Annotated in this window: 11 protein-coding genes and 2 pseudogenes; 7 read left to right on the top strand and 6 right to left on the bottom strand. The window is 60.0% G+C overall.

From position 1 onward, the window contains the following. Nucleotides 1–82: 82 nt before the first annotated feature. The 3 genes from H7850_RS10660 to H7850_RS10650 all read right to left on the bottom strand — a co-directional run bounded on the left by H7850_RS10660 (nt 83) and on the right by H7850_RS10650 (nt 3,098). Nucleotides 83–1,459 (bottom strand): NAD-dependent succinate-semialdehyde dehydrogenase, encoded by a 1,377-nt coding sequence (locus H7850_RS10660; RefSeq protein ID WP_227369509.1) that lies wholly within the window; start codon nt 1,457–1,459, stop codon nt 83–85. 95 nt (nt 1,460–1,554) lie between these two features. Beyond that, nucleotides 1,555–1,983 (bottom strand): organic hydroperoxide resistance protein, encoded by a 429-nt coding sequence (locus H7850_RS10655; protein ID WP_227369508.1) that lies wholly within the window; start codon nt 1,981–1,983, stop codon nt 1,555–1,557. A 62-nt stretch (nt 1,984–2,045) separates the two neighbouring features. Next, on the bottom strand, nt 2,046–3,098 hold the full coding sequence (locus H7850_RS10650) for an NAD(P)-dependent alcohol dehydrogenase (protein ID WP_227369507.1): 1,053 nt from the start codon (nt 3,096–3,098) through the stop codon (nt 2,046–2,048). Nucleotides 3,099–3,280: 182 nt separating this feature from the next. On the opposite strand from H7850_RS10650, the pseudogene H7850_RS10645 reads away from it, so the two are divergent. Further along, nucleotides 3,281–3,649 (top strand): annotated as a pseudogene (locus H7850_RS10645) (AraC family transcriptional regulator); the annotation flags it as partial. Nucleotides 3,650–4,307: 658 nt separating this feature from the next. Here H7850_RS10645 and H7850_RS10640 read toward each other — a convergent pair. Together H7850_RS10640 and H7850_RS10635 are read right to left on the bottom strand one after the other, a co-directional pair. Continuing rightward, entirely contained in the window at nt 4,308–5,309 is a 1,002-nt protein-coding gene (locus H7850_RS10640; RefSeq protein ID WP_227369506.1) for an NAD-dependent epimerase/dehydratase family protein, read from the bottom strand. A gap of 41 nt (nt 5,310–5,350) precedes the next feature. After that, a pseudogene (locus H7850_RS10635) lies at nt 5,351–5,461 on the bottom strand (NAD(P)-dependent alcohol dehydrogenase); the annotation flags it as partial. Between the two features lie 182 nt (nt 5,462–5,643). Between H7850_RS10635 and H7850_RS10630 the strand changes: the two are divergent. Beyond that, a complete protein-coding gene (locus tag H7850_RS10630; protein WP_227369505.1) occupies nt 5,644–6,540 on the top strand; it encodes an AraC family transcriptional regulator in 897 nt (298 codons plus the stop codon). Nucleotides 6,541–6,545: 5 nt separating this feature from the next. Here the strand turns inward: H7850_RS10630 and H7850_RS10625 are convergent, their stop codons facing one another. Next, a complete protein-coding gene (locus H7850_RS10625; RefSeq protein ID WP_227369504.1) occupies nt 6,546–7,313 on the bottom strand; it encodes a sulfite exporter TauE/SafE family protein in 768 nt (255 codons plus the stop codon). Between the two features lie 172 nt (nt 7,314–7,485). On the opposite strand from H7850_RS10625, the gene H7850_RS10620 reads away from it, so the two are divergent. The 5 genes from H7850_RS10620 (at nt 7,486) to speB (ending at nt 13,022) form a co-directional block, all read left to right on the top strand. Beyond that, nucleotides 7,486–8,394, top strand: a complete 909-nt coding sequence (locus tag H7850_RS10620) for a 3-keto-5-aminohexanoate cleavage protein (RefSeq protein WP_227369503.1) — start codon at nt 7,486–7,488, stop codon at nt 8,392–8,394. Continuing rightward, the gene (locus H7850_RS10615; protein WP_227369502.1) at nt 8,391–9,347 is read left to right on the top strand and encodes an L-carnitine dehydrogenase; all 957 of its coding nucleotides are present in this window, start codon (nt 8,391–8,393) and stop codon (nt 9,345–9,347) included. Before H7850_RS10620 ends, H7850_RS10615 begins: the two co-directional genes overlap by 4 nt. Then, nucleotides 9,347–9,817, top strand: a complete 471-nt coding sequence (locus H7850_RS10610; RefSeq protein ID WP_227369501.1) for a thioesterase family protein — start codon at nt 9,347–9,349, stop codon at nt 9,815–9,817. Before H7850_RS10615 ends, H7850_RS10610 begins: the two co-directional genes overlap by 1 nt. A 271-nt stretch (nt 9,818–10,088) precedes the next feature. After that, complete coding sequence (locus H7850_RS10605; protein ID WP_227369644.1) at nt 10,089–11,651, top strand: BCCT family transporter; 1,563 nt, start codon at nt 10,089–10,091, stop codon at nt 11,649–11,651. A gap of 405 nt (nt 11,652–12,056) precedes the next feature. Beyond that, nucleotides 12,057–13,022, top strand: coding sequence for an agmatinase (gene speB, locus H7850_RS10600; protein ID WP_227369500.1), 966 nt, complete (start codon nt 12,057–12,059; stop codon nt 13,020–13,022). Nucleotides 13,023–13,072 lie beyond the last annotated feature (50 nt).

The following is a 13,072-nucleotide window of genomic DNA, read 5'->3' as shown; positions in this document are numbered from 1 at the left end:
GCAGCACACGAAAAAATGCCCACATCCGCTGAGGATGTGGGCGTTTCTGTTTACGTCGCAAGGTCAAAGACCGGCGCGCTGATTACTCTACGATCATCACCGACTTGACGTTGACGAACTCCTTCATGCCGAAGCCGCCATGCTCACGGCCGTAGCCGCTGTCCTTGACGCCGCCGAAGGGCAACTGCGGCTGAGCGATGTTGTAGCCGTTGATGTTGACCATGCCGGTATCGAACAGGTTGCGCGCGATATCGATGGCGCGCTTCTCGTCCTTGGAGAAGATGCCGCCGCCGAGGCCGTAGCGGGAATCGTTGGCCACGCGAATGGCTTCGTCCTCATCCTTCACCCGAATCAGCGATGCGACCGGGCCGAACAGCTCTTCATCATAGGCGGGCATGCCGGGCTTCAAATCTTCCAGCACGGTGCTGGGGTAGAAATAGCCCGGGCCGTCGGGAATCTCGCCGCCGAACACGCAGGTTGCCCCGGCGTCGATGGAGCGCTTGACCAGGTCATGCAGGGTATCGCGCAGGTCGTCCCGGGCGATCGGACCGAGCTGAGTATTCTCGTCGGTCGGGTCGCCGTACTCGATCTGGCGCATCTTCTCGACGAACTTGTCGCGGAACTGCTGATAGACGGAATCCACCACGATGAAGCGCTTGGCGGCCACGCAGGTTTCGCCGTTGTTGTAGATACGGCCCTGGGCGCAGGTTTCGGCCGCCAGGTCGATATCCGCGTCGTCGAGCACCAGGAAGGCGTCGTTGCTGCCCAGCTCCAGTACGGATTTCTTCAAGCACTCGCCGGCCTTGGCCGCCACGGCGCTGCCGGCACGCGGGCTGCCGGTGAGGGTCACGCCGCGCACGTATTCGTGCTCGATGAGCTGGTTGACCTGATCCGCATCGATGAGCAGATTGCGGAACACGTTCTCCGGCAGGCCGGCCTCGAGGAAGACCTTCTCGATCTCCACCGCCGACCCCCAGACATTGGGGGCGTGTTTGAGCAGCACCGTGTTGCCCGCCATGATGTTGGCGATGCTGTAGCGAATGACCTGATAGAACGGGAAGTTCCAGGGCTGGATGCCCAGGATCACCCCGATGGGCTGATAGCTGACCAGGGCACGACCGCCGTCGAGTTCGCGTTCTTCATCCGCCAACATCTTACCCGCGTTATCGGCGCTGTATTCACAGATCGCGGCGCACAACTCGATCTCATCACCGCCCTGAGAAATCGGCTTGCCCATTTCCCGGGTCATCAGCGCGGCGTACTCACCCTTCTTCGCCCGCAGGCGCTTGGCGATCTCGCGCAGGATGTTGCCACGCTCCTCGAGGCTAGTCTTGCGCCACTCGAGAAAGGCCTTATGAGAATCATTCAGTGCCTGCAGCGCTTGCTCATCGCTGATCACGTCATAGGTGGCGATGGTCTCGCCGGTCGCCGGATTGATGGTTTGATGTGTCTTTGCCATGTCGTTCGTCCTTTTGCAATGGTTCATAAAACCCGTCTGGAACGGGGTTCTGGCGCAAGCCTTGTTCCCTGGCTGGTCCTGACGCGCCTTCTTGCTTACACCTCAACGTTGAGCGTGACGTCGATATTGCCGCGAGTCGCGTTGGAATACGGGCAAACCTCATGCGCCTTGTCGACTAGCGCTTCGGCCTGCTCACGCTCCATGCCCGGCAGGTTGACCGTCAACGTCACTTCGATACCAAACCCGTGGGCAAGCGGACCAATGCCCACCTCGCCCTGAATCTGCGTATCGTTGGGCAACTTGGCTTTCTCTTGAGAGGCAACCAGTTTCAACGCGCCGAGAAAGCAAGCCGAATAGCCAGCGGCGAATAGCTGCTCGGGATTCGTTCCTTCACCACCACTGCCACCGAGTTCCTTGGGTGTCGTGAGTTTGACGTCCAGCGCCTTTTCAGAAGATGTGACGCGGCCGTCACGACCACCGGTGGCGTTGGCCTGGGCGCGATAGAGCACTTTTTCTAGAGACATGAATATTCGCCTGTCGGGTGGATAAAAAAATCAAGAAATTGCTGAACACCGCCCTAATCGCCTCAGGCCTTGAGTGAGGCCATGTCGATGACGAAACGGTAACGCACGTCACCTTTCTCCATGCGCTTGAAGGCAGTGTCGATGTCCTGGATATCGACCATCTCGATGTCGCAGCGAATGTCGTGTTTGGCACAAAAGTCGAGCAGTTCCTGGGTTTCCGCAATACCGCCGATCAGCGAACCGGTCAGCACACGACGCTTGGTTACCAGGTTGGCAGCCTCGACGGTGGGCTCGATCGGCTCGAGCAGGCCGACCAGGATATGGGTGCCGTCGTACTTCAAAGCCGCCAGGTAGGGGTTGAGATCGTGCTGCACCGGCACGGTGTCGAGCATGAAGTCGAAGGTCTCGGCGACTGCCGTCATCTGCTCGTCGTCGGTAGAAACCACCACATGATCAGCGCCATGATGGCGAGCCTCTTCGACCTTGGCCGAAGAACGGGTAAAGACGGTCACTTCGGCGCCCAATGCCTTGGCCAGCTTGACGCCCATATGACCGAGACCGCCCATGCCGATCACGCCGACCCGATGACCGGCCTTGACGCCAAAGTGTCGCAGCGGTGAGTAAGTAGTGATGCCGGCGCACAGAATGGGTGCAGCGGAGGCAAGATCAATGCCTTCGGGCATACGCAGTACGAAGTGTTCGCTGACCACGATTTGATCAGAGTAGCCGCCCTGGGTGAAGCTGCCATCCTGTCGATCATCACTGCCGTAGGTCATGGTTACACCCTCGAGGCAGAACTGCTCGACGCCGTCGCGGCAAGGCTGACAGTGGCGGCAAGAGTCGACCATACAGCCGACGCCAACCAGATCGCCGGCCTGAAACTGGCTCACCTCATCGCCCACGGCAGTGACGCGACCGACGATCTCGTGGCCGGGCACGATGGGAAAGCGTGTCACTCCCCAGTCGTTGCGGGCAAAATGCAGGTCGCTATGGCAAACACCGCAATAGAGGATTTCGATGGCGACGTCGTCTTTGCGCGGCTGGCGACGCTCGAAATTGAAGGGCGCCATAGGTTGGTCGGCGGCATGCGCTGCATAAGCACGGGTCTGACTCATAGCAGGTCTCTTCGGTTGGTGTGAATGCCAAAGTAATGCAAGCATTATAGGAGGTGCCGCCAGGGAACGGGACCAACGTTCCTGCGGGATTTTTGCACGTTTCTACTAAATCAAGACGCCCCTGGGGATCAATAAGGGTATAAATTGGCATAATCGTCCCGTCCTGAATCAAGGAGTCCAAGATGCCTGCCTCCCCCTCGACCGATGACCTGATCGAGTTGATCGCGCCCCTGATCACGCATGACGGCTACATCACGACGTCACTGCCGTCGGTAACACTGATGGCGCTACGCCGCCCCATCCCACGTACGCCACTGATGTACGAACCAAGCCTGAATATCGTCGCCCAAGGCTACAAGATCGGCTACCTCGGCGATCGCGAGATTCACTACGGCCCAGGGCAGTATCTGGTACAGACGCTGCCGCTGCCTTTCGAGTGCGAAACTCATGCGTCGCGCGAGTCGCCACTACTGGGGGTGTCGATACGCCTGGATCCAGCGCTGCTGGGGGAACTGGTCGCAGCCATGGGAGAGCACAACGACCAGGATGAAGAATCGCCGCTGAATGTCGAAGAACAGCGTACCGGATGAACACTTTGATCCGGGTTGATGGCAGCCCAGTGTTCACGTCCGCCAATATCAATGCCGGCACAAGGCGCGTTCACGATGATCAACAAGTGCTTTTGCGTCATGGGGGTCATGGGGAATTGCCTCACGCTATGAATGGCAGGTGCGCGGACAAAGCACGGCGGCGAACGATTCAATCTCTCATGCGAGGCCAGACCACAGGCTCTGCCTTCAACGACTCCACGCCGATACCGTGCGGGCCATTCTCCTAGTCGGGTGCGAACACACCAATGGCCGATCGGCCTTTTTAGTGCCCGCGCATCTGCTTCAATACCATGCCCTCATGTTTCATGCGCGATAGCGCGCCGCTCGCGGGGCGGGCTCTCTTAGCGTACGATTCTGTCCAAATTCTCCGGTCACCCCGGACAAAACGCCGCCATTTAGCGATGAAAGTTAAACCATAGCGATTCAACCGGCTCAGCCGGATTCTTCCGGGTCCGGTAGCCGGGTCGCTATATCTCGGTGTCGAATGCGCAGCGCCGTGGTCTGTCCGCAACAGCCTTCCATGTGCCCGGCGCGCAAATTTGGGTTAGCGCCGGGCATCGGAGTCAGGGTGCGCAGGGTCCGTCGCCCTGCTTCGCACTTAACCAAACGGCCGTTGTTTTATCCAGTCGACGGTCTGGGCGAGCGTCGTGGGTATATCGCGGAAAGTGACACCCAAGCTGTCGCGCCGGGTGAAATCGAACTGTGTCGGCTCTTCTGCCGAGCCCGTCAATGGCGCCGGTAGACCAGCTTCGGGCACGTGCGGCGCCAGGGCGGCGTAGATGTCGGCCCAAGTCCAGCTGTCGTAGACCGCGAAATAGCGCCCTTCGGCGGCCGACTGTTCATAGGCGGCAAGAAACAGCGCGGCCACGTCGTGGATATGGGCCATGGAAGCAGAGCCGTTGGGCACCGTTTCGTGCTGGCCCTTTCGTCCCTCGACCATTGCAGCCAGGCTGGCATGCAAGCCGCGCTCGAGATGCTGCGGCAGCACCGTTGGGCCGAGCATGAACGTGGGCAGCAGAATCACCAGCCGCTGGCCGTTATCGGCGGCGAAGGCCTTGGCCTCGCGTTCCATCACGGTCTTTTCGGCGGCCGTGTATTTTTTGCGGCTCATCTGCTCTTCGGCATCCGATACGGCGTCCAGCTCGTTTTTCACCGCTATCGGCTCGGGCGGATTGGTGCTGCTGGTACTGCTGCAGATCACCACGTTCGCGGTGCCGGCACGCGCTGCGGCCTGCATGATCGCCAGACAACCGTCAGCGGTCGGTCGGATGATGTCGCGCCAGCCCTGCTCGTCGTCCATTTCGCTGGCCGGGGTGCCGTCCGGCCCGCTATGGCGCGGCGCGAGGCTGGCGATGAATACCCCGTCTGCGCCTGCCATGGCCTCATCGAAGCTGTGGGTGTCGGTCATCTCAGCCGAGAACAACGTCAGCCGCTCAGACGCACCGGGGAGCGCCTGGAGGTGACGCGTTTTGCTGTTGTCGCTGGCATCGCGCAGCGTGGCGTTGACGCGGTAACCGGCTGCGAGCGCCGTCTTGACGATGTTCGAGCCGACGAGGCCGCTGCCGCCGGCGACACACAGCGTCGTGGATTGCTTGTTCATGATTGCACACCCCGAATAGGGAAATTGATGACCGGTATATCATAGAGGATTTCGATGGCGACGTTGTCTTTGCGCGGCTGGCGACGCTCGAAATTGAAGGGCGCCAGAGGTTGGTCGGCGGCATGCGCCGCATAAGCACGGGTCTGACTCATAGCAGGTCTCTTCGGTTGGTGTGAATGCCAAAGTAATGCAAGCATTATAGGAAGTGCCGCCAGGGAATGGGATCAACGTTCCTGCGGGATTTTTGCACGTTTCTACTAAATCAAGACGCCCCTGGGGATCAATAAGGGTATAAATTGGCATAATCGTCCCGTCCTGAATCAAGGAGTCCAAGATGCCTGCCTCCCCCTCGACCGATGACCTGATCGAGTTGATCGCGCCCCTGATCACGCATGACGGCTACATCACGACGTCACTGCCGTCGGTAACACTGATGGCGCTACGCCGCCCCATCCCACGTACGCCACTGATGTACGAACCAAGCCTGAATATCGTCGCCCAAGGCTACAAGATCGGCTACCTCGGCGATCGCGAGATTCACTACGGCCCAGGGCAGTATCTGGTACAGACGCTGCCGCTGCCTTTCGAGTGCGAAACTCATGCGTCGCGCGAGTCGCCGCTACTGGGGGTGTCGATACGCCTGGATCCAGCGCTGCTGGGGGAACTGGTCGCAGCCATGGGAGAGCACGACGACCAGGATGAAGAATCGCCCGTACCCATGGCTTCGGTGTCGATGACCCACGGCATGCAGGGCGCGGTAGTACGACTGTTGCAGACGCTGCACGACCCCGCTGAGATCGCGGCCATGGGAGCGCTGCGGGAGCGCGACGTGGTATTTGAAGCGTTGAAGGGCCAGCAAGGGGCCGCCCTTCGCGCTTTGGTGCATCACCAGGGCCACTATTCGCAAATTGTCCAGGTGCTGTCGCGGTTGCATGCCCGCTACGCGGAGGAGGTCTCGATTGAGGTCCTGGCTCGCCAGGCCAATATGAGTCTTTCGACCTTTCACCAGCACTTTAAGCAGATCACCCACGCCTCGCCACTGCAATATCTCAAGCGGCTGCGCCTGATCAAGGCGCAGCAGCTGCTCGTTCAGGAGGCTTACAACGTGAATCAGATCGCCGAGGCGGTGGGCTATCGCAGCGTTTCCCAGTTCAGCCGTGACTACAAGCGCTGTTTCGGCACCTCGCCTCTACGGCATCGCAAGGAGGAGCGTGCCCTGCAGGCATCGTGAATCGATTACTGAGGGGTGATTATCTGTTCAACTCCCATCCATAATAAACGCAGCGCCAGCAGTGTCAGCATCCACTTGAACAGGCTGTCGAAGCGCTCGGCGCTCAGCCCTTTCAGCAAGCGCAGCCCCAGCCAGGTGCCCAGCAGGCCGGCGGCGATCATCGCGATCATCAGCCCCAGCCAGTCGCGAAACACGAAGCCGGCGAAGCCGAATACGAAGGCCTTGGTCAGGTGCTGCAGGCTCATGCAAGCAGCGAAGGTCGCCACTCGGGCGAAGGGGGTGGTCTGGCTGTGCTTGACGAAAGCCGCCACCAGCGGGCCGCTGGCACCGATCAAGCTGGACAGCAGCGTGGTCACCGCGCCGGCAAGCAGCGTCGTGCCTTGACCTAACCTGCGCTTGGGTAGGCTCGGCCCCCAGCAGGAGTAGAGCACGAACAGTGCGATACACAGCTCCAGCACTCCACCGGGCAGGCGAATCAATAACCAGGCAGCGACCAGGGCGCCCAATACGACACCGGGCAAGAACGCAGCGATCAGCCTACGATCGATATGCCGCCAGGTAAGTGCCGCGCGCCCCAGGTTGGAGCCGAACTGGACCATGCCGTGCACCGGGATCAGCGCCACTGCAGGCATCACTTGCGCCATGACGATGATCAAGAGCGTGCCGCCGCCGATGCCAGCACTCGCCGAAATGGCCGAGGTGAGCGCCGACAGCGCAATCAGTACCAGCTCAAGAGTGCCGGAAAGCGGGGAAAGCGCATCGAGGAATGGCACGCAGACATCCTGTTCTGAGAAATTCGACGCGGAGTATATCGGATTGGAGCGCAGCCGAAACCGACACGTTCAAGAAGAGCGACGCAAAACGTCAACACCATGTCGCAAAGTGTCGATTGAGGCGCTCGGTTTTCCACCACACTAACGTCAATTCAATGACGGAGTTCTTCCCATGAACCGCAACATGATCCTTACCTGTGCCCTGACCGGTGCCGGCGATACCTCTGATAAGAACCCCAACGTTCCCGTGACGCCTGAGCAGATTGCCGATGCCGCCATCGAAGCGGCCAAAGCTGGGGCCAGCGTGGCCCATCTGCACGTGCGCGACCCACAAACCGGCGGCATCAGCCACTCCATCGAGCATTTTCGTGAAGTAGTGCAGCGCATCCGCGAGGCCGACACCGACATCGTCATCAACATCACCGCTGGCGGCGGCGGCGACTGGATTCCGGATGCCGACGATCCGACTCGGGGCGGCCCAGGTACCGATATGCAAACCCCGGCAGAGCGCCATGCCCCGGTGGGCGAGCTGCTGCCGGAGATGTGCACCCTGGACTGCGGCAGCCTCAACTTCGGCGATATGGTCTATATCAATACCGCGGACTGGCTTCGCGAGCACGCACGTCTTGTGCAGCAGGCCGGCGTCAAGCCGGAGCTCGAATGCTTCGATCTGGGCCATGTGTGGTTCGCCCGTCAGCTGCAGGACGAAGGACTGCTGGACGGCGATCCGCTGTTCCAGCTCTGCCTGGGCATCCCTTGGGGCGCGGAAGCGGACACTGAAACCATGATGACCATGCGCAACAAGCTGCCGGCCAACGCCAATTGGGCCGCCTTCGGCATCGGCCGCATGCAAATGCCCATGGTCGCTCAGGCCATGCTGCTGGGCGGTCATGCCCGGGTCGGTCTGGAAGACAATCTGTATCTGAGCAAAGGGGTCAAGGCCACTAACGGCCAGCTGGTGGAAAAGGCCGCCGGCATCATCGAGAACCTGGGCGGCAAGGTCATGACACCTGCCGAGACTCGCGCCTTCCTGAAGCTGCGTGATCCCAACACTGGTAAAACTGCAGGAGGCCAGGCATGAGCAGGCAGCTATCAGTCATCGGCACCGGGGTAATCGGCAATGGCTGGATTTCCCGGGCATTGGCGCAAGGTTTCGACGTGGTAGCGTTTGATCCCATGGAAGGTGCCGAGCAGCGCACTCGCAACGCGGTGAAAAACGCCTGGCCCTCCCTGGAAAAACTCGGCCTGGCAGACGGCGCCAGTCAGGAGCGGCTGCGCTTCGTCGATAGCCTGGAGGAAGCGGTCGCAAACGCGGATCTGGTGCAGGAGAACGTGCCGGAGCGCATCGAACTCAAGCGCGAGATTCTCGCCAAGCTGGATGCAGCTGCCCCGGAGGCCACGATCATCGGCTCGTCCACTTCCGGCTTCAAGCCCACGGATCTGCAGCAGGATTGCACCAACGCCCCGGGCCGGGTGATCGTCGCCCACCCCTTCAACCCGGTCTATCTGCTACCCTTGGTGGAGCTGGTGGGCGGCGACGCCACCACACCGGCGCAGATAGAAACCGCCCAGGCGCTGTATCAGGCCATGGCCATGCGCCCGCTGATCGTACGCAAGGAAATCGAGGGTCATATCGCCGACCGCTTGATGGAAGCCCTATGGCGGGAAGCGTTGCATCTGGTCAACGACGGCGTGGCCACCACCGAGGAAATCGACGCGGCGGTGGTCTACGGTTGCGGTCTGCGCTGGTCATTGATGGGCACCTTCCTGACCTTTCATCTGGCCGGGGGCGATGCGGGCATGCGTCACATGCTCGAGCAGTTCGGCCCGGCATTGAAGCTACCCTGGACCAAGCTGGAAGCCCCGGAACTCACCGACGAGTTGATCGACAAGGTCGTCAAAGGCTGCGAGCATCAGGCCGGAGATCGCAGCGTCGCGCAGCTTGATAAGCGCCGGGACGACTTCCTGGTGGAGCTGCTCGATCTGGTGCACAAGTACTGGCCGGAAGCCGAAGGGCTCCAGGGGCGCATCTGATGCGTATCCTCGATACCCGGGTCGCGCCAGCGTGGGTGGACTATAACGGTCACATGAACGACGCGGAGTACGCCCGCGTCTTCTCCCTGGCCCTGGAAGCCTTGATGGGTCGCATCGGCCTGGATAAAGCGGGCCGCGCCGAGCACGCCTACACCATCTACACTCTGGAGACCCACCTGTGCTACCGCCGGGAGGCCCATGAAGGTCAGGTACTCGCCGTCGAAGTGATGCTGCTGGACAAGGACGCCAAACGCCTGCATGTCTTCATGGAGATGCAGGACGCCGATGGCCAGTGCCTTGCCACCAGCGAGCAGATGCTGATGGGCATGGGCATGGGCAGCGACAGTGGCCGCCCGGCGCCGTTCCCGGCCCCAGTGGCAAAACAGATCGAGCGCCTGCCCCATACCGCACAGGACGCCTGGCCCAAGCTCGCCGGCCGGCGTATCGGCCTGCCACCAGCACATCGCTAGACGCTTACCCGGTATCTTCGCGTGTACCGTGAAGCCCTCAAGCGCTGTCTGAAAATCGGCGAACGGTAGCCAGTTTTCAGACAGCGCGCAGGGACCGCCGGCCCCTTGCCCGGCCAACAGAAGGAATCTCTCTATAGATACGCCTGATCCTCGTTCGTCATCAAAGGAACCGACCATGCCATCATCACAACAACCAGCCACCCCTGACGCTTCCAAATCTCAACATACCTATCCGGACGCCGTCCTGACACACCGTGGCTTCTTTCGCAATATGCACAAGGGCATGACCATCACCTCCGCGCTGCTGGTACTCGCCTTCGTCCTATTTACCGGGATCGATCCGGAGTTCTCCGGCAGCGTCTTCGGCACGGCCCGAGGTTGGATCGAAACCACCTTCGACAGCTATTACTTGATCACTATCATGCTGCTGATCTCCGTCTGCCTCTATATCGTGCTGAGCCGACACGGCAGCGTACGCCTCGGCGCCGACGACAGCCGCCCGGAGTTCAGCAACTTCTCCTGGTTCTCGATGCTCTTTTCCGCGGGTATCGGTATCGGCATCCTGTTCTTTGGCGTCGCCGAGCCGATTTTCTACCTGGACGACAGCGGCTCCTTCGGCTATCCCAACAACCCCCACGCCGACATGGCCGGCGCCACCGCCATCGGCCACGAACGCGCCGTGGATGCCCTGCGCGTGGCGGTCTTCCACTGGGGCCTGCACGGCTGGGCCGTCTACGTCATCGTCGGCATGGCGCTGGCCTACTTCGCCTATCGCCGCGGCCTTCCGCTGGCGCTGCGGTCCTCGCTCTATCCTTTTATCGGCGATCGCATCTACGGCCCAATCGGCCACGTGGTCGACGTCCTCGGCGTGCTGGGCTGCGTGTTCGGCGTCGCTACCTCGCTGGGTCTCGGTGTCAGCCAGATGTCGGTGGGCCTTGAGCGCCTGATCGGCGTCAGCGCCGGCCTCGACACCCAGCTGATACTCATCGCACTGATTTCGGTGGTTTCCATCCTTTCCGCCGTCTCCGGGGTCAAGCGAGGCATCAAGATCATCTCCGAGCTCAACATCTGTGTCTCGGTACTGGTGGTGGGCGCCTTTCTGATCGGTGGCCCTACCCTGTGGCTGATCACGATCTTCGGCGAGACCATGGCGGACTATGCCGTCAACTTCGTGCCCATGGGGCTGTGGTTCGCCGATGAGCCGGGACCGGCCCAGTGGCAACAGGCCTGGACCATCTTCTACTGGGGCTGGTGGCTCGCCTGGGCGCCCTTCGTCGGACTGTTCATCGCGCGCATCTCGAAGGGCCGCACTCTGCGCGAGTTCGTGCTCGGCGTGTTGCTGGTGCCGACCCTGATCATCTTCGTGTGGCTGGTCATCTTCGGCGGTACCGCGCTCTACCAGGAATTGCATGCATCGAGTGGCCCCGGCACGGCAGGCATCATAGAGCTGGTCAATGCCTGGAACCTGCCTGCCGCGCTGTTCGCCAGCGCCGACGGCATCGCCGGCACCGGCGCCCTCGGCTGGACCCTCTCGGCGATGATGGTCTTTCTGCTGATGAGCTGGTTCGTCACCTCCTCGGACTCCGGCACCCTGGTGCTGACCACCATCCTGTCCTTGGGCAGCGACGACCCTCCTCAGCGTTTTCGGGTGTTCTGGGGCGTAGTGATCGGCCTGGTGGCCGCCGCACTGCTGGTCGCCGGCGGGCTCGAGGCGCTGCAGACCGCCCTGATCGCCGCTGCCCTGCCACTGAGCGTGGTCATCCTGATCATGACGCTTGGCGTGCTGGTGTCGCTGTTCCAGGAATCGCGTCGGGCGCGACTGGCAAAGGATTAGGCCCCACTAAATCGCCGGGCGCAACCCAGCACCGCCGCGGCGATTTTCTATAGCGGCCTGTCGGAATTGTCTATTATTTATACCGACTATATTGCCCTTCAATAAAGCTGGTCGTTTTTATCGCTTTCATGCCAGGCCTTACGCCATCGGGCTGTTGGCAAACAACGCGACGATAGATTTCCTATTTCGTGAGCCAGATAGCCAAGGCAAGAGGAGATGCAACCTCGCCACGAAACATCAAAATTTATAATGTGAATATACGAATTTATGTATTTTTCTATGTAAAACCCTTTGCAATAGTTAAGCGACGCTCAGGAGCTCCACAGAATATGAGGTTCGAGCTTGATGGACTGAGCTATTACCAATAGCAAAATCCGTTACAGCGTATTTAGGGGAGAGGAAAAGATGGAGAGTAACAACTATGAGTCTGGCCGTCTGAACCTGCCGTTTGTCGGCATCTGTACCTTCGGAAAAAATCCTATCTGCGAGAATTGGAATAATATCAAAGCGGACGTCGCTTTCATGGGGGCCCCTTTCGATTGTGGCACCCAGTGGCGCTCGGGGGCACGGATGGGACCCCGGTCAGTACGTGAAGCATCGACACTATTTTCTTTCGGCCACGGCGGCGCCTACTCCTACGAAGAAGATACGATGTATCTGGGAGATGTGGACATCGTCGATATCGGCGATGCGGATATGGTGCATACCAATACCGAGACTAGCCACGCCAACATCGAGTATGGCGTCCGCAAGATTCTCGAGTCTGGCGCGCTGCCTGTCGTCGTGGGAGGGGACCATTCTGTCAATGCGCCCTGCGTACGCGCGTTTGAAGGCCGCGGCCCGATTCATATCATTCAAATCGATGCGCACCTGGATTTCGTCGATGAGCGTCATGGGGTGCGCTATGGACACGGCAATCCGATGCGTCGTGCCAGCGAACAGGACTTCATCAGTGGTCTGACACAACTGGGTATCCGGAATGTATCTTCATCCAACCGGGAAGACCACAAGCAAGCAGAAACGGCCGGTTCTACGATTCTGTCCGTACGTCAAGTACGTGAACTGGGAGTGCAGGGCGTATTAGATCGGATTCCGAAAGGAGTGAATTACTATATTACCATCGACATCGATGGGTTCGATCCCTCCATTGCGCCAGGAACAGGCACTCCAAGTCATGGAGGCTTTCAATACTACGAAGTCATGGAAATCCTGCAGCAAATCGCTTACCAAGGTGAAGTGGTCGGTATCGATCTTTGCGAGGTGGCCCCTGACTACGATCCCACCGACTCCACCAGCATTCTGGCGGCCCAAGTCCTGATGAACTTAATAGGCTATGTATTCCACGGAAGAAAGTTACGTCAGAACAAATAACAAGAGATTTAGAGTTAACCATGCATTATTAATTTTATTTAATAATAAAA

The organism is Halomonas sp. M20 (genome assembly GCF_020622265.1).
GTDB lineage: Bacteria > Pseudomonadota > Gammaproteobacteria > Pseudomonadales > Halomonadaceae > Modicisalibacter.
Note: the sequence above shows the minus strand (reverse complement) of the source record. Positions and strands in the feature narration are given on the sequence as shown.

Bases quoted from the DNA above. Each gene is read 5' to 3' on its own strand.
- H7850_RS10650 (WP_227369507.1), bottom strand. From the start codon at position 3,098: ATGAGTCAGACCCGTGCTTATGCAGCGCATGCCGCCGACCAACCTATG.
- H7850_RS10630 (WP_227369505.1), top strand. From the start codon at position 5,644: ATGCCTGCCTCCCCCTCGACCGATGACCTGATCGAGTTGATCGCGCCC.
- H7850_RS10615 (WP_227369502.1), top strand. From the start codon at position 8,391: ATGAGCAGGCAGCTATCAGTCATCGGCACCGGGGTAATCGGCAATGGC.
- H7850_RS10610 (WP_227369501.1), top strand. From the start codon at position 9,347: ATGCGTATCCTCGATACCCGGGTCGCGCCAGCGTGGGTGGACTATAAC.
- H7850_RS10640 (WP_227369506.1), bottom strand. From the start codon at position 5,309: ATGAACAAGCAATCCACGACGCTGTGTGTCGCCGGCGGCAGCGGCCTC.
- H7850_RS10660 (WP_227369509.1), bottom strand. From the start codon at position 1,459: ATGGCAAAGACACATCAAACCATCAATCCGGCGACCGGCGAGACCATC.
- H7850_RS10655 (WP_227369508.1), bottom strand. From the start codon at position 1,983: ATGTCTCTAGAAAAAGTGCTCTATCGCGCCCAGGCCAACGCCACCGGT.
- H7850_RS10620 (WP_227369503.1), top strand. From the start codon at position 7,486: ATGAACCGCAACATGATCCTTACCTGTGCCCTGACCGGTGCCGGCGAT.
- speB (WP_227369500.1), top strand. From the start codon at position 12,057: ATGGAGAGTAACAACTATGAGTCTGGCCGTCTGAACCTGCCGTTTGTC.
- H7850_RS10605 (WP_227369644.1), top strand. From the start codon at position 10,089: ATGCACAAGGGCATGACCATCACCTCCGCGCTGCTGGTACTCGCCTTC.